Annotated in this window: 20 protein-coding genes; 7 read left to right on the top strand and 13 right to left on the bottom strand. The window is 59.8% G+C overall.

The features are described 5' to 3' along the window. Positions 1-4: 4 nt before the first annotated feature. The 6 genes from nusA (at position 5) to pnp (ending at position 8,073) form a co-directional block, all read left to right on the top strand. Positions 5-1,495: a transcription termination factor NusA gene (nusA, locus tag ABD013_RS18345; RefSeq protein WP_343809125.1), complete on the top strand. Its 1,491-nt coding sequence runs from the start codon at positions 5-7 to the stop codon at positions 1,493-1,495. A gap of 27 nt (positions 1,496-1,522) precedes the next feature. Then, positions 1,523-4,018 (top strand): translation initiation factor IF-2, encoded by a 2,496-nt coding sequence (gene infB, locus ABD013_RS18340; protein ID WP_343809124.1) that lies wholly within the window; start codon positions 1,523-1,525, stop codon positions 4,016-4,018. Positions 4,019-4,028: 10 nt separating this feature from the next. Beyond that, entirely contained in the window at positions 4,029-4,442 is a 414-nt protein-coding gene (gene rbfA / locus ABD013_RS18335; protein ID WP_343809123.1) for a 30S ribosome-binding factor RbfA, read from the top strand. A 5-nt stretch (positions 4,443-4,447) separates the two neighbouring features. Continuing rightward, complete coding sequence (gene truB, locus ABD013_RS18330) at positions 4,448-5,398, top strand: tRNA pseudouridine(55) synthase TruB (protein ID WP_343809121.1); 951 nt, start codon at positions 4,448-4,450, stop codon at positions 5,396-5,398. A gap of 110 nt (positions 5,399-5,508) precedes the next feature. Further along, positions 5,509-5,778 carry a 30S ribosomal protein S15 gene (rpsO, locus tag ABD013_RS18325; protein ID WP_091827653.1) on the top strand — a complete coding sequence of 90 codons (270 nt, stop codon included), beginning with the start codon at positions 5,509-5,511 and terminating at the stop codon, positions 5,776-5,778. 192 nt (positions 5,779-5,970) lie between these two features. Next, the gene (gene pnp / locus ABD013_RS18320) at positions 5,971-8,073 is read left to right on the top strand and encodes a polyribonucleotide nucleotidyltransferase (RefSeq protein ID WP_343809120.1); all 2,103 of its coding nucleotides are present in this window, start codon (positions 5,971-5,973) and stop codon (positions 8,071-8,073) included. A gap of 299 nt (positions 8,074-8,372) precedes the next feature. Here pnp and ABD013_RS18315 read toward each other — a convergent pair whose 3' ends face one another. The 3 genes from ABD013_RS18315 to rsuA are packed head-to-tail and all read right to left on the bottom strand — an operon-like array spanning position 8,373 to position 10,808. Next, positions 8,373-9,056, bottom strand: a complete 684-nt coding sequence (locus ABD013_RS18315) for a YciC family protein (RefSeq protein WP_343809119.1) — start codon at positions 9,054-9,056, stop codon at positions 8,373-8,375. Further along, positions 9,053-10,117 (bottom strand): class I SAM-dependent methyltransferase, encoded by a 1,065-nt coding sequence (locus tag ABD013_RS18310; protein ID WP_343809118.1) that lies wholly within the window; start codon positions 10,115-10,117, stop codon positions 9,053-9,055. Before ABD013_RS18310 ends, ABD013_RS18315 begins: the two co-directional genes overlap by 4 nt. Before the next feature lies 1 nt (position 10,118). Next, positions 10,119-10,808 carry a 16S rRNA pseudouridine(516) synthase RsuA gene (gene rsuA / locus ABD013_RS18305; RefSeq protein ID WP_343809117.1) on the bottom strand — a complete coding sequence of 230 codons (690 nt, stop codon included), beginning with the start codon at positions 10,806-10,808 and terminating at the stop codon, positions 10,119-10,121. A 123-nt stretch (positions 10,809-10,931) separates the two neighbouring features. Here rsuA and ABD013_RS18300 point away from each other — a divergent pair, with 123 nt between their 5' ends. Then, on the top strand, positions 10,932-11,768 hold the full coding sequence (locus tag ABD013_RS18300; RefSeq protein ID WP_343809116.1) for a 6-carboxytetrahydropterin synthase: 837 nt from the start codon (positions 10,932-10,934) through the stop codon (positions 11,766-11,768). 22 nt (positions 11,769-11,790) lie between these two features. Here the strand turns inward: ABD013_RS18300 and ABD013_RS18295 are convergent, their stop codons facing one another. The 10 genes from ABD013_RS18295 to gluQRS all read right to left on the bottom strand — a co-directional run bounded on the left by ABD013_RS18295 (position 11,791) and on the right by gluQRS (position 25,702). Then, positions 11,791-13,887 carry a DUF6351 family protein gene (locus tag ABD013_RS18295; protein ID WP_343809114.1) on the bottom strand — a complete coding sequence of 699 codons (2,097 nt, stop codon included), beginning with the start codon at positions 13,885-13,887 and terminating at the stop codon, positions 11,791-11,793. 229 nt (positions 13,888-14,116) lie between these two features. Then, the gene (locus ABD013_RS18290) at positions 14,117-15,298 is read right to left on the bottom strand and encodes an acetyl-CoA C-acetyltransferase (RefSeq protein WP_343809113.1); all 1,182 of its coding nucleotides are present in this window, start codon (positions 15,296-15,298) and stop codon (positions 14,117-14,119) included. Positions 15,299-15,557: 259 nt separating this feature from the next. Beyond that, a complete protein-coding gene (gene panC / locus ABD013_RS18285) occupies positions 15,558-16,397 on the bottom strand; it encodes a pantoate--beta-alanine ligase (protein WP_343809112.1) in 840 nt (279 codons plus the stop codon). A 2-nt stretch (positions 16,398-16,399) separates the two neighbouring features. Continuing rightward, the gene (gene panB / locus ABD013_RS18280) at positions 16,400-17,194 is read right to left on the bottom strand and encodes a 3-methyl-2-oxobutanoate hydroxymethyltransferase (RefSeq protein ID WP_343809111.1); all 795 of its coding nucleotides are present in this window, start codon (positions 17,192-17,194) and stop codon (positions 16,400-16,402) included. Between the two features lie 52 nt (positions 17,195-17,246). Then, on the bottom strand, positions 17,247-17,729 hold the full coding sequence (folK, locus tag ABD013_RS18275; protein ID WP_343809110.1) for a 2-amino-4-hydroxy-6-hydroxymethyldihydropteridine diphosphokinase: 483 nt from the start codon (positions 17,727-17,729) through the stop codon (positions 17,247-17,249). A 2-nt stretch (positions 17,730-17,731) separates the two neighbouring features. Next, entirely contained in the window at positions 17,732-19,180 is a 1,449-nt protein-coding gene (gene pcnB, locus ABD013_RS18270; protein WP_343809109.1) for a polynucleotide adenylyltransferase PcnB, read from the bottom strand. A 1,102-nt stretch (positions 19,181-20,282) separates the two neighbouring features. Beyond that, complete coding sequence (locus ABD013_RS18265) at positions 20,283-21,659, bottom strand: sigma-54-dependent transcriptional regulator (RefSeq protein ID WP_343809108.1); 1,377 nt, start codon at positions 21,657-21,659, stop codon at positions 20,283-20,285. Continuing rightward, positions 21,656-24,604, bottom strand: a complete 2,949-nt coding sequence (locus ABD013_RS18260) for a sensor histidine kinase (RefSeq protein ID WP_343809107.1) — start codon at positions 24,602-24,604, stop codon at positions 21,656-21,658. The genes ABD013_RS18265 and ABD013_RS18260 overlap by 4 nt, the downstream gene beginning before the upstream one ends. Beyond that, positions 24,594-24,770, bottom strand: coding sequence for a hypothetical protein (locus ABD013_RS18255; RefSeq protein WP_343809106.1), 177 nt, complete (start codon positions 24,768-24,770; stop codon positions 24,594-24,596). Before ABD013_RS18255 ends, ABD013_RS18260 begins: the two co-directional genes overlap by 11 nt. Further along, a complete protein-coding gene (gene gluQRS / locus ABD013_RS18250; protein WP_343809105.1) occupies positions 24,767-25,702 on the bottom strand; it encodes a tRNA glutamyl-Q(34) synthetase GluQRS in 936 nt (311 codons plus the stop codon). The genes ABD013_RS18255 and gluQRS overlap by 4 nt, the downstream gene beginning before the upstream one ends. Positions 25,703-25,728: the final 26 nt, after the last annotated feature.

Here is a 25,728-nt window from a genome sequence, read left to right as displayed (position 1 = left end):
TCGTATGAATAAAGAGATTCTACTGGTTGCAGAAGCTGTTTCTAATGAAAAGGACGTGCCCAAAGGCGTCATTTTTGAAGCAATAGAAGTTGCTCTGGCCACGGCTACAAAGAAACGCTATGACGAAGAGGCGGATATCCGCGTCGAAATTGATCGTACAACCGGCGACTATGAGACCTGGCGTCGCTGGCTGGTGGTCAGCAACGAAGAAGTGCCTGCACTGGGTACCGAGCTGACGCTGGAAGAAGCGCTCGAGATCGATACCAACCTGCAGCCGGGCGACATTCACGAGGAGAAGGTCGAGTCCGTTGCCTTCGGTCGTATTGCTGCCCAGACCGCCAAGCAGGTAATCGTGCAGAAGGTACGTGAAGCCGAGCGCGCGAAAGTGGTGGAGCAGTACCAGGACCGCAAGGGCGAGCTGGTTGCCGGCACCGTCAAGAAAGTGACTCGCGATAATATTATCGTTGACCTGGGCAACAACGCTGAAGCGCTGCTGCCGCGTGAGAACCTGATTCCGCGTGAAAGCTTCCGCATGGGCGATCGTGTCCGTGCGGTGCTGCAGGAAGTGCGCAGCGAAGGCCGCGGTCCTCAGCTGATTCTGAGCCGCACCTCCAACGCCATGTTGATTGAGCTGTTCAGCATTGAAGTGCCGGAGATCTCCGAAGAGGTGATCGAAATCCGCGCAGCTGCACGCGATCCGGGTGCGCGCGCCAAGATTGCAGTGAAAACCAATGACGGTCGTATCGACCCGGTTGGTGCTTGCGTTGGTATGCGCGGCTCCCGCGTTCAGGCTGTTTCAAACGAGCTGGGCGGCGAGCGTGTCGATATCATCCTCTGGGATGACAATCCGGCCCAGTTGGTGATCAACGCCATGGCCCCGGCAGAAGTGGCTTCCATCGTGATTGATGAGGAGAGCCATTCCATGGACGTGGCCGTTGCCGAAGAAGCACTGGCAATGGCGATCGGTCGCAGTGGTCAGAATGTACGCCTGGCCAGTGAGTTGACCGGCTGGGATCTGAATGTGATGTCGGAAGAAGAAGCGGCCGACAAGCAGCAGTCTGAGGTGGGTGCTGTTGTCGACATGTTCGTCAAGCACCTTGATGTAGATGAAGAGCTGGCAGAAATCCTGGTCGGTGAAGGCTTCACCTCTCTGGAAGAGGTGGCCTACGTGCCGGTCGATGAAATGCTCGATATCGAAGATTTTGACGAAGAGCTGATCGAAGCACTGCGTGCGCGCGCCAAGGATGCCCTGATCAATCTGGCAATCGCCAGTGAAGAGCAGCTGGGCGACGCGGAACCGGCAGAAGACCTGCTGACAATGGATGGTATGGAACGACCGCTGGCATTCCAGATGGCGTCCCGTGGCATTGTCACCATGGAAGACCTGGCAGAGCAATCTGTCGAGGACCTGCTGGAAATTGAAGGGCTGACCGAAGAGAAGGCGGCCGAGCTGATCATGACCGCTCGTGCGCCCTGGTTTGCACAAGAGCAGTAAACGCCAGCGGAAGAGGAGAACACATATATGGCAGAATTAACCGTCAAGAAACTTGCCGATGTGGTTGGTGTATCCGCTGAGCGTCTGCTGACGCAAATGCAGGAAGCCGGCATCAAAGGCAAGAAGGTTGACTCCAGTGTTTCGGAAGATGAGCGCCTGGCGCTGCTCAGCCACCTGAAACGCAGCCACGGCGAACAGGCGGATGCCGCCGAGCCGAGCAAGATCACCCTGAAACGCAAGACCAAGTCACAACTGAAAATTTCCAGTGCCTCTGGTCAGCGCAAGACCGTTAGCGTTGAAGTGCGTAAGAAGCGTACCTACGTGAAGCGTGCAGTCCTGGAAGAAGAGACCAAGCCGGCTGAAGAAGCGGCACCGGTCGAAGCACCGGTCGAGGCTCAGGTGCAGGAAGCTCCGGTTGTAGAAACTGTAGCTGAAGCGCCTCAGAAGCCGGCCGTGGAACCAACTGCTGAAGTAGCTCAGCAGCCGGAAGCCGCTGCCAAGCCTGCTGCTGCTCCGGCCGCTCCGGCTGCCGAAGCGCCCGCCGCTGAGCCGGTGCATGAAAACCCGCGCCGCAAGGACAAGGAAAAATCCCGCCGCAATGACGATGATGATCGTCCGCGTCGTGGCAAGGGTGCCAAAGGTGGTCGTCAGGACCAGGACAACCGTGCTCGCCGTGGCAAGGGTGGGAAACGTGGTGCGGCCGCTGGCCGTGGTCGCGGTGGCAGCAGCCAGAACCAGCATGGTTTCGAAAAGCCGACCGCCCCGGTTGTTCATGAAGTCAGCATCCCGGAAAGCATCACTGTGGCCGAGCTGGCCAAGAAAATGTCCGTGAAAGCGGCCGAGGTGATCAAGGTGATGTTCAAGATGGGCGCCATGGCGACCATCAACCAGGTGCTGGACCAGGATACCGCCGTACTGGTGGTTGAAGAGATGGGTCACAAGGCCAAGCCGATGCAGGAAAACGCGATCGAGGATGCACTGATCGAAAGCGTAGCTGCAGCGCAGGGCGAGCAGGAAGGTCGTGCACCGGTCGTGACCGTCATGGGTCACGTTGACCACGGTAAGACATCCCTGCTTGACTACATCCGTCGCACCAAGGTGGCAACTGGCGAGGCCGGTGGCATTACCCAGCACATTGGTGCCTACCACGTCGAAACCGACAACGGCATGGTGACCTTCCTGGATACCCCTGGACACGCGGCCTTTACAGCCATGCGTGCACGCGGTGCCCAGCTGACCGATATCGTGGTACTGGTGGTTGCGGCTGACGATGGCGTGATGCCGCAGACCGAAGAGGCGATTCAGCATGCCAAGGCTGCTGGCGTACCTCTGGTTGTGGCGGTCAACAAGATCGATAAGGAAGAAGCTGATCCGGACCGCGTCAAGAACGAACTGGCACAGCGTGATGTTCTGCCGGAAGACTGGGGCGGTGACGTTCAGTTTGCTCACGTCTCTGCCAAGAGCGGTGAAGGCATTGATGCCCTGCTGGATGCGATCCTGCTGCAGGCCGAACTGCTGGAGCTGACCGCGGTGAAAGACGCGCCGGGCCAGGGTGTAGTGGTTGAGTCCCGTGTCGACAAGGGTCGCGGTTCCGTATCCACCCTGCTGGTTCAGAACGGTACGCTGCGCAAGGGCGATATCGTGCTGGCGGGTCTGCACTACGGCCGTGTACGTGCCATGCTTGACGAGAACGGTCAGCCGATCGAAGAAGCCGGTCCGGCGATTCCGGTCGAGATCCTCGGTCTGGACGGTACCCCGGATGCCGGTGACGAGTTCACTGTTGTATCCAGCGAGAAGAAGGCCCGTGAAGTGGCGCTCTTCCGTCAGGGCAAGTACCGCGAAGTGAAGCTGGCGCGTCAGCAGAAGGCCAAGCTGGAGAACCTGTTCGAGAACATGCAGGCCGGCGATGTGAAGTCGCTGAATATCGTCCTGAAAGCGGACGTGCGCGGTTCTCTGGAGGCGATCATCCAGTCACTGGAAGACCTGTCCACCGACGAAGTGAAGGTGAACATCGTCTCCAGCGGTGTGGGCGGTATCGCCGAAACCGATGCCAACCTGGCACTGGCATCTTCCGCCATCCTGATCGGCTTCAACGTTCGTGCCGACAACCAGGCCAAGGCCGTGGTTGAGCGCGAGGAGCTGGAACTGCGTTACTACAGCGTTATCTATGACATCATTGATGACGTCAAGCAGGCGATGACCGGTCTGTTGTCACCGGAATACCGTGAAGAGATCGTCGGTGTTGCCGAAGTGCGTGATGTGTTCCGTTCGCCAAAGCTGGGCGCGATTGCCGGTTGTATGGTTACCGACGGTACCGTATACCGCAACAAGCGCATTCGTGTACTGCGTGACAACGTGGTCATCTACGAAGGCGAACTGGAATCCCTGCGTCGCTTCAAGGATGCCGTGGCCGAAGTCCGCCAGGGCATGGAGTGTGGTATCGGCGTGAAGAACTACAACGACGTGAAGGTCGGCGACCAGATCGAAGTGTTCGACACTGTTGAAGTACAGCGTACGCTGTAATCGGAGCACTATGGCACGCGATTTCAAACGAACTGACCGGGTAGGGGACCAGATCCAGCGTGATCTGGCCTCCCTGATTCAACGCGAGATCAAGGATCCGCGTCTGGGGATGGTCACCATCAGCCACGTCAAGGTGAGCAAGGATCTCGGTTATGCCGATGTCTACTTCACCGTGATGGCCTTTGGTGAGCAGACCGATGAGGCGCAGGTGGAGGCGATCAAAAGCGCCACTCAGGTCCTGAACAACGCGGCCGGTTTCCTGCGCACCGAGCTGGCCCGCGGCATCAAGCTGCGGGTGATGCCGCAGCTGCGGTTCCACTTCGATGAAAGTGTGGAACGTGGCCGATACCTGCATGGCCTGATCGAGAAGGCCTGGCAGCAGGAAGCTCAGCGTTCGGATGACGAAGATACTGACGGGAACTGATTGCTATGGCCCGTAAACCTAAAGGCCGCCCGATAAGCGGCCTTTTTCTGTTGGACAAGCCCCAGGGCCTGTCTTCCAACTCCGCCCTGCAGCGGGTCAAGCGTCTTTATGGCGCGGCCAAGGCGGGTCACACCGGTGCACTGGATCCCCTGGCAACCGGCCTGCTGCCGATCTGCCTGGGCGAGGCGACCAAGTTTTCCCAGTACCTGCTGGACTCGGACAAGCGTTATCTGACCACGGCCAAGCTGGGACAGCGTACCGATACCTGTGATGCCGAGGGCGAGATCACCGAAGAAAAGCCGGTACCACGGGATCTGACCCTTGAGCAGATCGAAGCGCTATTGGTGGAACACTTCAGTGGTGAGATCGAGCAGGTGCCACCGGTGTATTCGGCACTCAAGCTCAACGGCCAGCCGTTATACAAGCTGGCACGCCAGGGCGTAGAGGTTGAAGTGAAACCGCGTCAGGTACGGATTCACGAGATCAAGCTGCTGGCGCTGCGTGAGGATGAAGTGGATCTGGAGGTGTTCTGTTCCAAGGGTACCTACATCCGCAGCATCGTCGAGGATCTGGGGCTGCTGCTGGGCTGTGGTGCCCATGTGACGGTACTCAGGCGGCTGCAAACCGGCCCCTTTGATGCTTCGCAGATGATGACGCTGGAGCAGCTGCAGAGCCTGGCCGAACCGCGTGGTGAAGAGACGGAAAACAGCATACATCAGCGCCTGGATGCGCTATTATTACCCGCTTGGAGTCCGGTGGCACAACTGCCGGCTCTGGAGCTGACCGAAGAAGAGGTGGACCGCATGCGTGTGGGCCAGCGATTCCGGGCAGCCAACGCCGGCTCGCTCAGTGGTGAGCTGCGTTTGTTTGCCGAAGGGCAAGAGATTTTCATGGGCATCGGCGAGATCGGTGCCGACGGAGTACTCCGGGCCAAGCGTCTGGTGAGTACTGCCTGAACTGTTCGGCCGCAGGGCTGACTGACGCCGTACTGAAAATATGCTCGGTAGGGCGCGACTATCAACCCGCAGTGCTGGTCACTGTGTGCATATTAAACAGGAGAGAAATAATGGCTCTTTCTAACGAGAAAAAAGCGGAAATCGTTGCTGAATTCGGTCGTGGCGCTGGCGACACCGGTTCTACCGAAGTTCAGGTTGCGCTGCTGACTGCGAACATCGAAGGCCTGCAGGGTCACTTCAAATCGCACAAGCAGGATCACCACTCTCGTCGTGGTCTGATCCGCATGGTTAACCAGCGTCGTAAGCTGCTGGACTACCTGAAAGGCAAAGATGCTGACCGTTACCTGGCCCTGATCGGCCGTCTCGGACTGCGTCGCTAAGCAGTACCCTACTGAGGCCATACATTGTATGGCCTCAGTTTTATCAGCTCTTTATTCAAACCCCGCGGAAGCCGATACAATCATCCAGCCTGTACTCACTTATCCACTGATGCAGTGAATAACTGAGTACTGGCTTGAAAAGAGGAATGATTGGTCAGCAGGCGGGATAGACTCAAAACAAGGAGTTTTATCGTGCAAGCGATTAGCAAGACATTCCAGTTTGGTAAACACGAAGTCACTATTGAAACCGGTAAGGTCGCCCGTCAGGCGACCGGCGCTGTCATGGTTACCATGGCTGGCGTTCAGGTGCTGTGTACCGTTGTTGGTGCCAAGGAAGCCCGCGAAGGCCAGGACTTCTTCCCGCTGTCCGTTCACTACCAGGAAAAATACTACGCCGTTGGCCGTATCCCGGGTGGTTTCTTCAAGCGTGAAGCGCGTCCGTCCGAGAAGGAAACCCTGACCTCTCGCCTGATCGACCGTCCGATCCGTCCGCTGTTCCCGAAAGGTTACATGAACGAAGTACAGGTGATCTGTACCGTCATGTCCGCTGACAAGGTGAACGATCCGGATATCGCGGCGATGATCGGTACTTCTGCCGCGCTGGCCATCTCCGGTATCCCGTTCCTCGGTCCGATCGGTGCGGCTCGTGTCGGTTTCACCGAAGACCAGGGCTACATCCTTAACCCGACCTTCGAAGAGCTGGCGGCGTCCGAACTGGACATGGTTGTAGCCGGTACCAACGATGCCGTGCTGATGGTTGAGTCCGAAGCACAGGAACTGACCGAAGACGAGATGCTGGGCGCCGTGCTGTTCGCGCACCAGGAAATGCAGGTGGCCATCAACGCCATCAACGAACTGGTTGCTGAAGCAGGCAAGCCGAAGTGGGAATGGGCTCCGGCTGCCAAGAACGAAGCCCTGATCGCTCAGGTGCGTGAGCTGGTGGGCGAAGGCATTGCAGCGGCTTACCAGGTGGCTGACAAAATGCAGCGTCAGGGCGCTCTGTCTGACCTGCGCAGCAAGGCCGTTGAAGCCCTGTCCGGCAATGAAGAAGGCCAGCCGTCCGATAAGGAAGTGGCCGGTATCTTCAGCTCCCTGGAAAAAGAGATCGTCCGTAACCGCATCATCGACGGTCAGCCGCGTATCGACGGCCGTGACAACAAGACTGTTCGTGCGATTGACGTCGAAATCGACATCCTGAAAGGTGTTCACGGTTCTGCCCTGTTCACCCGTGGTGAAACCCAGTCCATCGCCACCTGTACCTTGGGTACCAGCCGCGATCAGCAGATCATTGATGCGCTGGAAGGCGAGCGCAAAGATCCGTTCATGCTGCACTACAACTTCCCGCCGTACTCCGTCGGTGAAGCGGGTCGTATGGGTGCGACCGGTCGTCGTGAGATCGGTCACGGCCGTCTGGCGCGTCGCGGTGTTGCTGCGGTGCTGCCGACACAGGAAGAGTTCCCGTACACCATCCGTATCGTGTCCGAGATCACCGAGTCCAACGGTTCCAGCTCCATGGCGTCTGTCTGTGGTGCCTCCCTGTCCATGATGGACGCGGGTGTACCGCTGAAAGCACCGGTTGCCGGTATCGCCATGGGTCTGGTGAAAGAGAACGATCGCTTTGCCGTCCTGACCGACATCCTGGGTGACGAAGACCACCTGGGCGACATGGACTTCAAGGTTGCCGGTACCGAAGCAGGTGTAACTGCGCTGCAGATGGATATCAAGATCACCGGTATCACCGAAGAGATCATGGAAATCGCGCTGGAGCAGGCACACGAAGCGCGCAAGCACATCCTGAAAGAGATGGCCAAGGTCATCGGTTACGCGCGTCCTGAGCTGCCGGATAATGCGCCGGCGATGCAGCTGATCAAGATCAATCCGGAGAAGATCCGTGATCTGATCGGCAAGGGCGGTGCTACCATCCGTGCGCTGACCGAAGAAACCGGTGCCATGATCGACATCGAAGATGACGGTACTGTCCGCATCTACGCTGATGACAAGGCCAAGGGCAAGGCGGCTCTGGATCGTGTTAATGCGATCACTGCTGAAGCCGAGATCGGCAAGATCTACGAAGGCAAGGTTGTGCGTATCGAAGAATTCGGTGCGTTCGTCAACATCCTGCCGGGCAAGGACGGTCTGGTCCACATCTCCCAGATCGCCAAAGAGCGTGTCAATAAGGTCACCGATTTCGTCAACATGGACGACGTGATCAAGGTTAAAGTCCTCGACGTGGATATGCGTGGCCGTATCAAGCTGTCCATGAAGGACCTGGAAGCGGACGACGCCGTTTCCTGAGTTCCACTGACAGCTTCGCTGTAATACCCAGCCCCTGCCGGTTCGCCGCCAGGGGCTTTTTTGTACATGGATGTACTTATGCTGCGTGTGCATGGACGCAGGAGCGATGTGTTCGGGTGTAGCAGTGGACTTATGCCGCACACACACATGGAGGCGCGCAGCATTCGCTGTGCTCATGGGGCCGACCCTGCGCAGGGGAGGCGCTGTACAGAGCACCTGATGGCTGTTTTTTTGGCTGGAGCGTAGAAACAGAGCGGGGAGGGAGCGCCGCTACCTTGGGCAGCGGCGCTAAGGATCGATCAGGCCGGCTGGTCGTCAGCCTTCATCACGCAGTAGATACGGTAGGCGTAGATCGTCGGCAGCACGCCGAGGAACTGGATGCCCAGGGATACCAGCATCATGGCGCCTTTCTGGTCACGCAAGGCTTCGCCGATCAGGGTTTCTGCCAGCAGCAGCGCGCCAAAGATCAGCGCCAGGCCCTGGAACAGGGGCCAGAAGAAGTCTGCGGTCTTTTCCCAGCTGGCCTTCAGTGATTCCACCGGCCCCATGCCTTCCATAACGCAGTAGAACTCGGCAAAGGCCAGGCGTATGCCGATGTAGATCCCCGGCACGATCAGCAGAACCAGGCCGAAGGAAATGGCCAGTACGGACAGGATGTAGGTCACCAGCAGCCGGCCCCAGCAGGTCAGGCTCAGGGTCAGCGCACGGCCCACTGCCAGCGGTTGCCCCTGGAGTACCGATTGCAGGTAGAACAGGGTTGCGCCCCAGTAGATCGGCATCAACGCCAGATCCAGTGATGAACTGATGAACATGTTGCGCTGTACCAGCTCCATCTGCAGATCTTCGCCGTTGCCGGGTAGCTGCTGGATCAGCTGGAACTGTACGAAGGCCAGCACGGCCAGAAAGGGGATCTGGATCAGGGCCAGTCGGTTGAGATGGCTGCGGAAGAAAAACAGGCTTTGGCGAAGATAGTCGAAGGTCATGAGCGTCCCTGAGACTGAATGTTGATCGGTTGGCGCAGTCGTACCAGCTTGAACTGCCCGCTATCCAGATGCGTGTGGATATCGGCGAACAGGCCTGCGGCCTTGCGCTCCAGCGGAATGTGCTGGTTGACCACGAAGCAGGCGGTTCCGTTCCCCGTCAGCAGGCGTCGGGCGGCCTCGAGGAAACGGTCGGTGAGATCGCCGTCGACCGAGAAGCCGCTGTGGAACGGCGGATTGCAGATCAACAGGTCGAATCCCGGCTGCAACCGATCGCCGGCGTTGGCTGCGACCACTTCGGCCCGTTCCAGACCCGCCTTATCCAGATTGTAGCGGCAGGCGCGCAGGGCTGCCGCATTGTTATCACTGCAGACCAGCCGAGCTGTCGAGGTGTCGGCCGCGTTCAGGGCGAGATAACCGAAGCCGCAGCCCAGGTCCAGGACTGAGCCTTGTAACGGCAGTTCAGTGTCGAGCATGTCCGACAGGTGCTCGATCAGCAGCGCACTGCCGCGATCGATCTTGTTCCAGCCGAACAGCCCTGGCTTGGACCAGTACTGCCGTTGAGCATCCTCGCACACCGGACGTAATTGCGTGTAGTCCTGATGCTCGGGGCAATCGCCAGCTGCCTGGCCGCGACTGATCTCGGCACACCAGCTGTCCTTGCCCAGCTTCTGTTCCTGGCGGCCTCCAGCCAGGCAGGCTTCTGCCTTTTTAGCGTACGTACGTATGCCTTCACCCTTGTCGCCGAGCAGGATGAGGGTGCCGCCGGAGCGGAGCAGACGCTGGGCCTCACCGATCAGGTAGTGCACTACCGGCTTTTCCTTGGAGACCCGGTAGAGGATAAGCTCGAAACTGGCGTCCTGAGCGGCGGAGAGGTCGAAGTCGCTGAAGCTGGCTTGCCAGCCGCGCTGCTGCAGGCGCTCGATGACATCGAGCCGATTGCCCACGACCTGAACGCATGGATTGGCTGGCACATCCAGCTGGATGTTCTCGTCCACCAGCCAGAGGGTGGTGCCCGAGGCGTTGCGCAGCAGGCGGTTGAGTTCGGTGGTCAGCTGGTCCATGTCAGATACTGGCAATCTCTTCGTCGGTCAGTTCACGGTATTCGCCCGGTTCCAGCATTTCGTCGAGCAGGATGTCGCCGATCTGCTCACGGTGCAGTGCCTCAACGTGGTTGCCGATGGCGGCAAACATGCGCTTGACCTGGTGGTAGCGCCCTTCGTGCAGGCAGACCCGGGCTTCATGCTCGGACAGAATCTCCAGCTCGGCCGGTTTGGTGCGCTGCTTTTCACCGTTGAGCATCAGTCCGTCGGCAAACTTGCGTACCGCATCCTCGGGGATAGGGTCGGCGGTGGTGACAAGGTACACCTTGCCGGTCTTGTGGTTGGGGGATGCAACCCTATGTGCCCACTGGCCATCGTCGGTGAGCAGCACCAGACCGGTAGTGTCTATATCCAGGCGGCCACAGATATTGAGCCGTTCGACTCTTGGCAGTTCCAGCAGGGTCAGTACCGTCGGATGGGTGGGGTCATCGGTGGAGCACACGACCCCTTCCGGCTTGTTGAGCATCAGGTAGCGGGTGCGTGGAGCTTCGAGCGGCATGCCCTGCAGGCTGATATCGTCGTTCTCGTCGACTTTGCGTCCGGGGTCGCGTTCTGGCACGCCGTTGACGGTCACTTCGTCGGCATGCAGCAGACGCTTGACCTCCTTGCGAGAGAAATCGGTCACCTGGGTAATATATTTATCGAGTCGCATGTGAACCTGAGCGTCATTCAAAACGTCTAGTATATAGTAGCGGCCTGAGCGACCACAGGGCGTTGTGAAAGCCTGAACCGAATCCGCTAGAATGGCGCTCTTAATCTGATTGTTGAGGTGGCTGTGAAGCTTTTTGTCGATAACCTGACCCATGTGGACTTTTCCTATCTGCACCCTGAGCGAGGACTGCTCGGCGAATCCTGGGCAGTGCAGCTGGTGCTGGATGGCAGTCTGGATGAACAGGGGATGATCTGCGACTTTGGCGTGGTCAAACGCCGTGTCAAGCAGTGGCTCGACGAGCGGGTGGATCATTGCCTGGTGGTACCGGTGCAGATGCAGAGTCTGCAGCTACGCCACGAAAACGGCCGTACCGAGGTAGACTGGCGCTATCCCCAGGGCGAACGTTTCATCTGTAGGGGGCCGCAGCAGGCGATCGCCGAGGTGCCTCTGCCGGCCATCGATGAGCTGGGTCTGGCACACTGGTGCCGTGATCAGCTGCTGGCGCTGTTTCCGGATCAGGTACAGGGTGTCGAGCTGGCGTTCGTACCCGAGTCGATCAACGGCCATTTCTACCACTACAGCCATGGTCTGCAGCAACATGACGGCAACTGTCAGCGTATCGCCCATGGCCACCGCTCGAAGATCGAGATCTACCGTAATGGCGTGCGTGATGAAGCGCTGGAGGGCATCTGGGCGGAGCGTTTCCGCGATATCTATATCGGCACCCGTGCTCACTTGCGTGCGCAGACCGATAGCGAACACCACTATGCCTACACGGCGCCCCAGGGGGATTTCGAGCTGATTCTGCCGGGCCGCTGCTGCTACCTGATCGACACCGAAACCACGGTGGAGCAGATTGCCATGCATCTGGCGGCTGAAATCAAGACGGAGCACCCGCGAGACGAAATTGTCGTGCGTGCCTTTGAAGGTATAGGCAAGGGTGCCATCGCGGCCGCCTGAAACTCGTCATCCTGACCCGCGTTCAGGGGCGCTGGACCAGCTGGGCCGGTCGGTAGTCGCATACTCCGTCCGGAAATACCTGGCGCAGCCGCGCCAAGTGCGGGCGCATATCGATCGGCGTGTAATCCCCGCGGGCCAGTGCCTGCTCCACGGCGATCAGCGGGCACTTGAACAGATTGCCACGCAGGTCCTCGCCCGCGGCGACCCTGGAGGTGCCAAAGGCCGGGTACTGTTTCAGGCAAGTACCCGTCGGGTGTTGATTCCACTCCCCATTCCATACATCAGGGCCACTGGCGATCAGGTTGCCATCTGCGTGGTAACAACGGTCCTGCGCCTGTGCCGGCCGCTGGCCCTGGCTAAGCCACTGCTGCAGTAAGGCGATCGCTTCCGGGATCGGAGCATGTGGTTTTTGGGTTACCCATATCAGCTGTTGCTCGGCACGGCCGGCATCCTGCAGTCGCAGGCGGGTACTGAAGGCGGCGCTCAGGTGGTGCATGTCCAGCTCAGGCTCCAGGTAGTGGCGCAGGTCGATCAGTGGGATGCCCAGCTCGCCGGTGAAAACCAGCCCGGCACGGTGGGCCGCAGCTATTGCCTCTGGGTCGGCGATCGAGCGCTGTGCCGGCGTGCGACCATCATCAGGGGTATGCAGCATATTATGGTGGCTCCAGGGGCTGAAGTCGTCCAGGGCGCCGCCGTTGAGTTTCCAGTAGCGTTCGGGCTTGAGCTGGGGCGGTGGCTTCCAGCCGCCTACCTTGGCGTTTAGGTCTAGAAAGGCGCGCGGACTCAACTCGCCCCGGCGCAGGGCGCGCAGGCCGTACTGCACCCCCTGGTTGTCCCAGGTTTGGGCTGCGTACCCATCGGCGCGGGTGCCGAAGATATGGCGCAGGTGCTCCCAGTAGCTCCAGTGTACCTGGCCCTGAAGTGCCGAGGCGAAGCGGGGGGCGAAATGGATAAAACGGGGATTGTTCACCAGCGGCGTCAGGCCACGCCAGCTGCGGCTGCATTCGCTGCTGCCCAGTGGCCAGCGTGGCAACCGACCGTGGACCAGCATGGCAAGTTCGTACATCCAGCCGCGCTCATCCCGGACACCGGCACGGCTGTTCAGCCCACTCACCCGTTGCCGCTTGGACCAAGGCCAGGTGGACTCGGCCTGCAGGTCGAAATAATACTCCAGCAGCTCACAGTCCAGGGCGTAGATGGTCTGGGTCAACATATCCGGATAGGCGTAGAGCGCCACTCCGGCGTCGAGCAGGTCGCTGCCGTTCTGGCCGATCAGGTACTGCTGGATGGCACCGCCAGAGCCGCCGATCCCAAGGGTAAAACGCGGCTGGCCGTAACGGGCGATGAATTGTCGCTTGACCCGTAACGCGGTCTCCTCGGCGAGCCAGATGTTGTAGTGATTGCTGGTATGGTTGCCGGTGGAACTTGCAATGGCAAAGCCCTGGCGCAACAGGTCGAAACGGCGCTCCGCCATATCGGTGGGACGCATACGCCCCTGGCGAAAACCGATACCGACTCCCCCCTTGAACTGATAGATAAGGTCGCCATTCCAGTAGCTAAGGTCCGGTACCTGCGGCTGGTCAGTCGGGCCGCGCAGCATGGTGATGCTGTAGAGAAAGCGGTTGATGGTGCCGGTTTCGACCCGGACGATGAAGTCGATCGTTTCACCATTGAGCTTCAGCTGGGCGATATCGTTATCAGCCTCCGCCAGCGGGTAGAAATCTTCGCTGCCGGCGCGGTTGTAATAGTAGGCGATCCGGGTGGGGTAGAGGCAGTCCTTGCTGTAGCCGATCAGTTTTCCGGCGTTCTCCGTATCCTTGTCATCGGCGTAGACGGCAATCCCATAGCCCTGCTGGTTATCCACCAGTGGCTGTCCGAGCCCCGAGGCCTCCCCGTCGCAAGCGAAAGGGTAGCGCAAAGAGCTGGCATACAGCGGCTGGTGGGGACCAACCTGCCCGGGTGCGATCGGATAGGGGAATGGATCCTGCGGACGTGTCCACTCGCGGGGATGAGGGCCTTTATAGGATGGCAGGGGCTGGCGCGTTTCGGGTGGCATCGACAGCACCCGCGGCATGTCGCCGTAGCGCTTCTGCATGGCTCCGTCGGCGGGTAGTTGCAACCATAGTCCACCACCGAGCAGTAAGAAAAAGAGCAGTAAGAGCAAGGAGCGGCGCAAATTCATCGTTTCTCCACGGCCTGAGTTGAGGGCTCTGTCTGGAAACGTCTTGCTTAAGTATTAGCCGAGCTGAGCGAGTCAGCAACTTGGTGGGCGGGGGAAAGCAGGGAGTCTGGCGAGAAAGGAGGCAAGGCGGCGTTCCTCTGGGGCACGCCGCCGGGAGCGGGTGGAATCAGTCGCGCTCGATTGCCAGAGCAGTACCCATGCCGCCACCGATGCACAGGGTAGCCAGGCCTTTCTTGGCATCACGCTTGATCATTTCGTGTACCAGGCTGACCAGAATACGGCAGCCGGACGCGCCGATCGGGTGACCCAGAGCGATGGCACCACCGTTGACGTTGACGATGTCGGTGTTCCAGCCCAGGTCCTGATTGACAGACATGGCCTGGGCTGCGAAGGCTTCGTTGGCTTCGACCAGCTCCAGATCATTGATGCCCCAGCCGGCTTTTTCCAGTGCCTTGGTGGTGGCGCAGATCGGGCCAGTGCCCATGATGGCCGGATCGACACCGGCAGAGGCATAGGCCTTGATGCGAGCCAGCGGCTTCAGCCCCAGGGCTTCGGCTTTCTCGGCAGAGCAGAGGATCACGGCGGCAGCGCCGTCGTTGATGGTGGAGCTGTTACCGGCGGTAACAGTACCGTCCTTCTTGAACGCCGGGCGCAGCTTGCCCAGTGCTTCAGCGGTGCAGCCGAAACGCGGCTGTTCGTCGGTGTCGAACACCACCGGATCACCCTTGCGCTGCGGAATGCTGACCGGGATGATTTCGTCCTTGAAGCGGCCGGACGTCACGGCAGCTTCGGCCTTGTTCTGAGAGGCCGTGGCAAAGGCATCCTGCTCTTCGCGGCTGAAGCCGTACTTCTCGACGATGTTCTCAGTGGTGATGCCCATGTGGTAGTTGTTGAAGGCATCCCAGAGGCCATCGTTGATCATGGTGTCGACCATTTTCCAGTCGCCCATGCGTGCGCCGTTGCGCGAGTTCGGCAGGACATGCGGAGACTGAGACATGCTTTCCTGACCGCCCGCGATGATTACGTCGGCATCGCCGCAACGGATTGCCTGGGTCGCCAGCTGCAGGGCCTTGAGGCCGGAGCCGCACACCTTGTTGATGGTCAGGGCAGGCACTTCCTGCGGGATGCCGGCGTTGATCATCGCCTGACGAGCCGGGTTCTGGCCGCAACCGGCGGTCAGTACCTGGCCCAGGATCACCTCGTCCACTTCAGCCGGGTTGAGGCCGGTCTGTTCGATGAGCCCTTTGAGAACAGTCGTACCCAGGGATGTCGCGGAGAGGGAGGAGAGAGAACCATTGAACGCACCAACCGCCGTACGACCGGCGGCAACGATAACAACATCGCGCATAGTAAGTGTGCCTCTTTCATTCATATCATTATTGATCCTGTGACCATGCTAATGCAGTGAGGTGACCGGGATATTGCATCCTGGTACAGCACAGGTTTGGCCCACGCTCAGGCGTGCAGCCACGAGGTCCTTCGAGTCTGCGCGATGCAGGAAGGCAGTGTCAAGTAGACCAAGAGACTAATTTGTTGCGATGCACAACAAAGACCGGCCTTGTATCAAGGATATCCGGTCTTTATTGGTTGTGCGGTGCGGAAAGAGGTCAGATTTCGAGGTTGTCGATCAGGCGGGCACGGCCGAGGAAGGCGGCAGCCAGAATGACCTTGTCATCTTCCGGTCGGGCCGGTTGCAGGGTGTCACGGTTGACAATGCAGTAGTAATCACGACGGAAGCCGGCGGCCTCCAGTGCCTCGCTGGCCGCTTCTTCCAGGGCGGGAAAGTCCAGGTTGCCATTACGCACGGCATCGGCGGTCCGTTGCAGCGTCTGCTGCAGCTGTGCCGCTGAAGCCAGCTCCTCTGCGGTCAGGTAACCGTTGCGGGAGCTGAGTGCCAGGCCGCTGGCGGCACGTTCGGTCGGTACACCGATGATGTCCACCGGAATGCAGAGATCGCGCACCATCTTGCGGATCACGGCTACCTGCTGATAGTCCTTGAGTCCGAACACGGCGATGTCCGGCTGCACCATGTTGAACAGCTTGCACACCACGGTGGTGACGCCGCGGAAATGGCCCGGGCGGCTGGCACCGCAATGCAGGTCGGACAGGCCCGGTACTTCGACCAGGGTCTGTAGTGCCTGTCCTTCAGGGTAGACTTCGGCCACCGAGGGGGCGAACACCAGATGGCAGCCGGCTGCCGCCAGTTGCTTCTGGTCTTCGGCCAGGGTGCGCGGGTAGCTGTCGAGGTCCTCGTTGGCACCGAACTGCAGCGGGTTGACGAAGATGCTGGTGATAACTACATCGGCCTGCTGCAGTGCCGTTTCGACCAGGCGCAGGTGGCCCCGGTGCAGGTTGCCCATGGTCGGGACCAGGGCGATCCGCTTGCCGGCCTGACGGTGCTGGCGCACCGCAGCACGCAGCTCAGCGATGGTATGAAGCGTTTGCATCGTTACTCGAATCCATGTTCTTCGGCCGGGAACTGGCCGTTACGTACCTGCTCGCCGTAGAGACGGAAGGCATCCTGGATGCTTTCGGCTTCGGGCATGAAGTTCTTGACGAATTTTGGTGTGCGTCCGGGCGTAATGCCGAGCATGTCGTGCATCACCAGCACCTGGGCGTCGGTGTGATGTCCGGCGCCAATGCCGATCACCGGGATATCGACGTTGCGCGTGATCTCGTCGGCCAGCAGGGAGGGAACGCACTCCAGCAGCAACATGCTGGCGCCGGCTTCTTCCAGGCGCTTGGCATCTTCGAGCATTTTCAGCGCTGACTGCTTGTCACGGCCCTGGACACGGTAGCCGCCCAGTTTGTTGACCGCCTGCGGGGTCAGGCCCAGATGGGCACATACCGGGACGCCACGCTCGGCTAGTAGGCTGACGCTTTCGCACAGCCAGTCGCCACCTTCCAGCTTGACGATCTGGGCGCCAGCCTGCATCAGCACGGCGGCACTGTCCATCGCCTGTTCCGGCGTGGCATAGCTCATGAACGGCAGGTCGGCCATGATCATCGCGCCCTGGTTGCCACGGGCAACGCTGGCGGTGTGATAGGCCATCTCTTCAACGGTGACGGGCAGGGTGCTGTCCTGTCCCTGCAATACCATGCCGAGTGAGTCGCCGACGAGGATCATCTCGATACCGGCACTGCTGACCAGATGTGCAAAGGTGGCATCGTAGGCGGTCAGTACGGCAAACTTCTCGCCCGCCTGTTTCCGGGCGCTTAGGGTATGCAGCGTAATGTTACTCATAGCATTCTCTTTGTTATCAATGAGACGCCGATCCAGTTCGGCCTTGAGCGGATTATAGCGATATCCTTTCCAGCGTGCCCAGTGGGCAATGGCTGAGGTGGTCGGACAGCGCTGAGCCGTCCGGCAGATGCAGTTCGGGGGCGATTTCGGCCAGGGGCCAGAGCACGAAATTGCGTTCCAGCATCCAGGCGTGGGGCACGGTCAGGCGTTCGGTCGTGATTACCTGGCCGCCAAACAGCAGGATGTCCAGATCCAGGGTTCTGGGGCCCCAGTGAATCTTGCGCACGCGCTGGTGTGCCTGCTCGATCGCCTGCAGGGCATCGAGCAGCTGTTCGGGCGTCAGCTCGGTGTCCAGTGCGGCAACGGCATTGATGTAGTCCGGCTGACCGGGAGGCCCGACCGGGTCGGAGCGATACAGGGAGGAGCGAGTGATCACGCGGCTCTGCGCGATCTCTTCAAGCTCCTGAAGGGCGTCAGTGACCTGATGCAGCGGATCTTCCAGATTACTGCCCAGGCCGATGTAGGCGCGATTCACCCTTATTCTCCCTGGCTCTGACTCTGGTCGTTCGCCGGACGTTTGCGCGGACGGCGACGACGCTTGCGCTTGGGCTTGTCGTCAAGGTCGGACGGCATCATTTCGCGGCGGTTAACCGGGTTGGCGACCTGATAGTCGGTCCACCACTGGCTCAGTCCGCCCAGATCTTCGCCGCTGTTTTCACGCAGCAGCAGCAGGTCGTAAGCGGCGCGGAAGCGTGGGTGTTCCATCAGCTGGTCTGCACGCTTGCCTTGACGGCGCGGCAGGCGCAGCTGCAGTTCCCAGATTTCGCGTACCGGGGTGGAGAAGCGGCGCGGGATGGCGGTACATCTGACCTGATCGCCCAGTACCTGGTTGGCCGCTTCATGCAACAGCGGCAGTGGTGGCAGGTCGGACGTGGGTTCCAGTTCGCGGATGCGCTGCTGCAGCGGATACCAGAGCAGGGCGGCGAACAGGAACGCCGGGGTCACACTCTTGCCCTGGGCCAGGCGGCGGTCGGTGTTGCACAGTGCATTGACGATCAGGGTTTCCACCGGGAATTCGTCGCTTTCCAGCGCCTGATCGGCCAACGGGAACAGATACTGAAACAGGCCGAAGCGCTGCAGCTGGCGGTAGGAGGCTTCACCGTGGCCGCTCTGCAGCAGCTTGAGTACCTCGTCGAACAGGCGTGCCGGCGATACGTTACGCATCAAGGGGGCCAGTTCGCGGATCGGGTTGGCTGTTTCCGACTCGATATCGAAGCCCAGTTTGGCGGCAAAGCGAGCCGCGCGCAGCATCCGCACCGGGTCTTCACGGTAGCGGGCGTTGGCATCCCCGATCATGCGCAGGCGGTTGTTTTTCAGGTCGTCGTAGCCGCCGGCGAAGTCGAGGATGCTGTGATCCTTGACGTCGTAGTAGAGAGCGTTGACGGTGAAATCGCGGCGCAGTGCATCTTCTTCAATGGTGCCGTAAACATTGTCGCGCAGGATCATGCCGGTTTCGGCGGTGCGGGCCTGGTCGCGGCTAACCTCGTCCTGATCATGGGAGGCGCGGAAGGTGGCAACCTCGATCACTTCGCGGCCAAAGCGGACATGCAGCAACTTGAAACGACGGCCGATCAGGCGGCCGCGACGGAATAGCTCGACGGCCTCTTCCGGATGGGCCGAGGTGGCGATATCGAAGTCCTTGGGCTTCAGGCCGCGCAGCAGGTCGCGAATGCAACCGCCTACCAGATAGCCTTCATGGCCGGCATCTTCCAGGCGGTACACCACCTTCATTGCATTGTCGTCCAGATAGCGACGCGGGATCTGATGGTCTGCTTCGGAAATGCGGCGGTAACCGCTCTCGGTGGCAGCGGATGAAGTTGCTGTATCGGTCTCAGTCTCAGTACTGCTGGAGCGCTTGCGGATCAGGATCCAGGCAATCAAGGCGGCAGCGAGCACTGCAATAACTACAAGTAGAGTGGTCGGCATGGGTTGAGCTGTGTCCCTGTCTGTAACGTCATCACGGATGGCGCATCATAACACCTGGTTACCCTTTGGGCATAAGAATGGGCGTTATCAGTCGTTGAATCGATGGAGCTGGGGTGCCGAGCAGGCGGGGGGGAGTGGAGGTTGGGGGGTGTCGGTCGTAAAGTGGCAACAGAAAACTTAGCTTGTTGTTTTTGTTCCTAAGAGCACTGATTGGGGAGCGCTGCAGTGCCACTTTAGCGACCGACTAAGCCTCATTGTTATTTTTATTCGAGGCAGGTCACTCATCAGCAGGGCCGTTTTTATTTTTATTGCTGGCCAAGCATCTGAGCGTCGTTGTTGTTGTTCTGCTTATGATAAAGCATGGTGTGTGCCAGTTTTTGTAAGCTATTGTTTTGTATGTGATAAGTTTTTTTGGACTAGTTCTTTAGGTCTATTTAGACAACAGAGTGTTACCTTAATAAACGCAGGGTGTTTCCAGTATGGGTAGTTCGGTAACCCTTGGTTACATATGGGTATGGCTGCGCGGGTGCGGTTGCTGAAGGGCCGGGTGGGGCATGTGGAATCTGATGTGCAGTTTGAGTCTGACACCATGTCAGAGCAGCGAGTCAGCAGCAATTATCGGGGTGTCGAGGCCAGCGAAGGTACGGACATTCAGTTGGGGCAGCAGACAGACTTTGATGACAGGCATCGGTGCAGCAAGCGGGGGAACATCGGGTATATAAGAGGGGGTGGGGTGTCGGTCGTAAAGTGGCAACAGAAAACTTAGCTTGTTGTTGTTGTTCCTAAGAGCACTGATTGGGGAGCGCTGCAGTGCCACTTTAACGACCGACTAAGCCTCATTGTTATTTTTATTCGAGGCAGGTCACTCATCCACATGACCTGTTTTTATTTTTATTGCTGGTCAGGCTTCAGTGTGTGCGTTGTTGTTGTTCTGCTAAATATAATGCAGGCGGCGTGCCATAAATCGTAACATGTTGTTATTTAATGGATTTGTTTTTTTGTGGTCATTTTTTGGTATTAAATTTACAACAGAATGTTACCCAAATATACGTTGTCCGTGGTGTCTGGGTAGTTAGGTAACACCCGGAAGTGTTACCTGATGTTACCCTTTGGGCTTACGCGGGATGCCCAGTTTCTGGCGGCGCTCCCAGAGACTCTTGCGACTGATGCCCAGGGTCTTGGCCAGTTCGGTTTCACTCATCTGATCCTGATTTTCCAGTACGAAACGCTGGAAATAATCATCCAGTGACAGGTCGGTACGCGGGCGTTCACTCCGCGAGGGCTCCGCTTGTGACTGTTGATACTGGCTTTCCAGCTCGCTCAGACTCTGTGGTTCCACCTCCAGGCCAAGAAGGTCCGGAGTGATCTGGTGTCCGTCTGCCAGAATGACGGCGCGCTCGATGGCGTTTTCCAGCTCACGCACGTTGCCGGGCCAGTGATAGCTGCGCAGCAGCTGGCGCGCTTCGGGGGTGAAGTTGAGGTGTTCGCAGCCAAGCTTCTGACTCTGCTTGTCCAGAAAGGCCTCGGCCAGCTCGATGATGTCATTGTCACGTTCGCGCAGCGGAGGCATGCGCAGTTCCATGACATACAGACGATAGTAGAGGTCTTCACGGAACTGGCCGGAACGGGCGCGGTTTTTAAGGTCTCGGTGGGTTGCGGCGATCAGGCGTACATCCACGGTCAGGGGCTGTACAGCACCGACCCGACGGATCTCGCCTTCCTGCAGGAAGCGCAGCAGGCGGGCCTGAGCTTCCAGCGGCAGTTCACCGATCTCGTCGAGGAACAGGGTGCCGCCATCGGCGGCCTCGATCAGACCGCTGCGGCTGCTGGTGGCGCCGGTGAAGGCGCCCTTCTCATGGCCGAAAAGTTCGGATTCAATCAGCGTTTCCGGGATGGCGGCGCAGTTGACGCAGATCATCGGCTTGCCGGACCGGTCGCTCTGTTCATGAATGGCCCGGGCCGCCAGCTCCTTGCCGGTACCGGATTCGCCGAGGATCAGCACCGTGGCATCGGTGCGGGCAACCTTGGCGATGCGACGGTACAGCTCCTGCATCGCCTGGCAGGAGCCGATGATGCTGGTCTGGCTGCCGCTCTCGGCGGGTGCCGCCTCGGGTTGGCTGGCCGGGGCCGAGCGCTGCTGCAAAATGCCCGCAACGGTGTTGAGCATCTCATCATGGTCGAATGGCTTGGCGATGTAATCGACAGCGCCGAGTTTCATCGCATCCACGGCCGAACGCAGACTGGCATAACTGGTCATGATCAGCACCGGCACCGAGCCGGCCAGTTCGATCAGGTCGGTTCCCGGTGCGCCGGGCAGGCGCAGGTCCGAAATGATCAGGTCGAAACTGTCCAGGCTGTGATGGGTGGTGGCATCGGCCACCGATTCGACATCGCTGATATCGTAACCGTTCTTTTCCAGCAGGCGTTTCAGTGCGGAGCGGATGATACTCTCATCCTCAACTATCAGAATTCGACTCATCCAGACAAACCTTCTCCATCTGCCTCCGGCCGTTCTGGGGTAACAGGGTACTGCAGCCGAGGTAAGGTGATAATGACCCGAGTGCCGTTGTTCTGTTTCTTGTTGGCCGGACTCACGATCTCGATACTACCATAGTGCTGGGTGATGATGTTGTAGACCAAAGGCAGACCCAGCCCCGTTCCCTTGCCCGGCTCCTTGGTGGTGAAGAAGGGTTCGAACAGCTGCTCCAGGTGTTCTTCGGGGATACCACTGCCTTCGTCGGTGATCAGGATGCGGCTGCTGTGTTCGTTGACGTCCGATTCGATCCGGATGCCGCTCTCGGCGGGTGAGGCATCGCTGGCGTTGTTGAGCAGGTTGACGAACACCTGCAACAACAGCTGCAGATCGCCCTGGATCAGCAGGCTTGCGTCGACGTCATTAATGAAATGCTGCTGGCGTCCGTGACGGTCCAACGTGACCAGATGAATTGCTTCGTCGATGCAGTCATGCAGGTTGACCGGTTCCATGTGGCCGGGGCCTTCCTGGCGGCCGGTATGGGCGAAGCGGACCAGTGACTGCACGATGCGGTTGATGCGCCGGGTCTGATCGACGATCTGGTCTCCGGTTTCCAGTACTTCCGGTTGTTCGGTTTCCAGTTTCAAGTTCTGGGCCAGGCAGGCGATGCCGGTCACCGGGTTGCCGATCTCGTGGGCGACGCCAGCGGCGAAACGGCCAATCGAGGCCAGGCGCTCACTGTGGGCCAGTTTTCGCGCCATCAGCTGGTGCTGGGTTTCCTCTTCGATCAGCAGCACCATTCCCTGTGCCGGGGTGTCGTCAAGCCTGGCCTTATGCAGGCTGAACCAGCGCTGGGCATTCTCCAGTTCGATACATTCGGCAACCTGGTGCAGTGCATCGGTAGCGGCAAATCTGGCCAGCAGGTCCGACCAGGGTTGTGGCAGGTGGTCGAGCCGGGTGCCCAGGGTGCTGTCCGATGTCAGTCCGGTATAGGTTTCGAGCTCGGCGTTCCAGAAGAGTACACGCTGATCGGCATCCAGGGTACAGACGCCGATTGGCAGTCGTTGCAGGGTGGCGCGGTGATAGCGGCGGAGCTGGTCCAGCTCGGCTGCCAGACCGGACAGACGCTGATCATAGGCTTCCAACTGTTGCTCAAGCAGGTGGACATTGCGTGCCTTGAAGCCACCATTGCTGGCCGGCGTATCCAGTGGCTGCAGCAGCGCAGCCGCTTCCACTGGCCCCAGCAGTCCCGACAGGTTCTGCTCCAGCTGGGCACGCAGGCGCAGGCTGTCCAGCGGCGTCAGTCGCCCGCTGGGCAGCTGGAGTTCTTGCAAGGCACGGCGTACCTCACGTACGGCCGTCTTTTCGCCCAGGCGGGGGGTCAGGCGCTTGATGAAATCGGCATCGCTTTGCACCTGTATGCCCTGATCGGAGGGGCGGGGCAAGGCGTTGAGCAGACAGGCATCGGCGGCCTGGCGCTCTTCTCTGCGTCCGGGGAATAGCAAAGAAGCCGCCACCAGCACCAGGCAGTTGGTCAGCAGTGCAATGAGCGCGACCTGGTACCCCGGCTCGGCCGGTCGCAATGGGTCCATGCCGGTTTCAAACAGCCCCATCATCGGCAGCAGCAAACCCAGAGCCCAGATGGCAAAACCTGCTGCGATACCGGCCAGAAACCCGTTGCGGCTGGCGCTGGGCCAGTACAGTGTTACCAGCACACCCGGCAGGAACTGCAGGAAGGCCGTAAAAGCCAGTAGCCCCAACTGGTTCAGTGCAAAGCGATGGCCAATGAAGTGGAAGAACAGGTAGCTGCCCAGTACCACTGCCAGGATGATCAGTCGACGGACCCACAGCAGCCAGGCATAAAAACGGACGTTGTCCGGGACCCGTACCAGCGGCAGCACCACATGGTTTTGCAGCATTGAAGCGAGCGCAACGGTGGCGACAATGATGATGCCGCTGGCGGCGGATAACCCGCCGATGAAGGCCAGCAGGCTCAGCCAGGGCAGTTGCAGGGTCTGTCCCAGCTGCATGACCAGATATTCGGGATTGTCGATCGCGTTGCTTTTGATCGCGGCCCAGAGGATGGGGGGGGCCGCCAGCGCCAGCAGCAGCAGGAACAGGGGGAGTCCCCAGCTGGCCCGGTAAAGGCTCTCGGTGGGCAGGTTCTCGGTGAAAGCAACATGGAACATGTGGGGCATGACGAAGGCGCAGGCAAAAAAGGCCAGTAGCAGTACCTGCCAATGGTCGGCCGGTGGCTGGCGCAGATGCTGCAGCTGTTCGGGGTTGGCCGCCAGCCAGTCGGCCAGACCGCCGGGGCCGTCGAGGATGGCAAAAAGGGCGTAACCGGCAATACCCAGCAGGGCGACCAGCTTGACCAGCGACTCGGTGGCGATGGCGAAGATCAGACCGTTGTGGCTGTTGCGCAGGGAGGCGTGGCGTGCGCCGAACAGAATGGTAAACAGGGCGATCACGGCGCAGAAGCCGATCGCTGCCTGGTTTGAGGATATCTGCGGGTTCAGCATCGGCAAAGAATCAGCCAGTGCCTGGATCTGGATCGAGATCAGCGGCAGGCTGGTAAACAGCATCAACAGGGTGGTCAGGGTACCGACGCGGCCGCTGCGAAAGCGGAACGCGAAGAGATCGGCGAGGGAGCTGAGCTGGTGGCGCCGGGTGATACGCAGAATCGGGACCAGGATCAGCGGAGCCAACAGAAACGCGGCTGAGCCGCCCAGGTAGGACACCAGGTAGAGATTGCCCGAGTGGTAAGCCACGCCGAAGATACCGTAGAAGGTCCAGGCGCTGGCGAACACGCCGAGGGCCAGTACATGCACCAGCGGGTGGCGCACCAGACGTTCAGGCAGGTGTTTGCGTTCAGTGAGCCAAGCGGCACCGAACAGCAGCAGCAGATAGCCGCAGCCAAACAGCAGCAGGGTGGAGAGGTCAAAGTTCATGATGTCGTTGACGCCATTCGGCGGCCGCTGTGATCAGGATCAGCAGCGCCCAGATCAGGAAAGGGGTGAGCCAGTGGTGGTCGCTGAACAGCCACCAGTCGATCAGTTCCGGCACCAGTAACAGGGCGGCGAAGGTCAGCAGCAGCAACAGGCGCTGGCGGATCATCGCGGTGCGCTGCCGTCAGGCTGGATATTATCCAGCACGGGGGCGCCCAAGGGGGTGCCATCGGGCGCCAGTTGCAATACGGCGGGTACGGCCTCCAGTCGCCAGTGTTGGCAGCCCCAGAGTAGCAGCTCCTCCAGGCTGGCATCGGCCAGCTCGTTCGCGGGTTGCTGACCGAGCAGTTTCAGTGCCTGCAGCAGCAGTGTCTGGCGCTGCCGGGCATCAATCGCCGGGGCCAGGTTTTGCTTGCTCAGTTTCTGGCCTTCGCGGTTGGTAATCACCGGGATATGGGCGTAACGCGGGCGCCGGTAGCCGAGCTGGTCCTGCAGCTCCATCTGATGCGGGGTCTCATCGATCAGGTCGCTGCCACGCAGCACTTCGGTGATGCCCTGCTCGGCATCATCGACAACGACCGCCAACTGATAGGCAAAGAGACCGTCGCGGCGGTAGATTACGCAATCCCCTTCATGTCCGGCCCAGTGATAGTGACGCAGGCCCTGAATGCGGTCCTCGAATTGCTGCTCCGCTTGCGTGTGTTTCAGCCGCCAGGCGACATCCGTGGTGATCTCCGGCGGATGTTGCAGGCAGTGGCCGTCATATCCCAACACGCCACGGGTGCGCAGTTGCTTGCGGCTGCAGCGGCAGCGGTAAGCCGTGTCGAGGCGGATCAGCTGTTGCAGGGCCTCTTCATAGAATGTGTAACGCTGGCTCTGGTAGACCACCTCGCCGTCCCAGTGCAGACCAAAGGCATCCAAAGTCTGCAGAATGGCGTCAGCGGCACCTGGCTGTTCGCGGGGTGGGTCGATATCCTCGATGCGCACCAGCCAGCGGCCGTTGCGAGCACGGATATCCAGGTAACTGGCCAGGGCGGCCAGCAGGGAGCCGAAATGAAGCGGGCCGGTAGGGGAGGGGGCGAAACGTCCGGTACAGGGCACGGTTAGCTCTCAAACCAGCTGCCTGA

This window comes from Marinobacterium maritimum (assembly GCF_039523155.1).
GTDB lineage: Bacteria > Pseudomonadota > Gammaproteobacteria > Pseudomonadales > Balneatricaceae > Marinobacterium > Marinobacterium maritimum.
The sequence above is the reverse complement of the archived record's forward strand: the minus strand, read 5'-3'. Positions and strand labels throughout refer to the sequence as shown.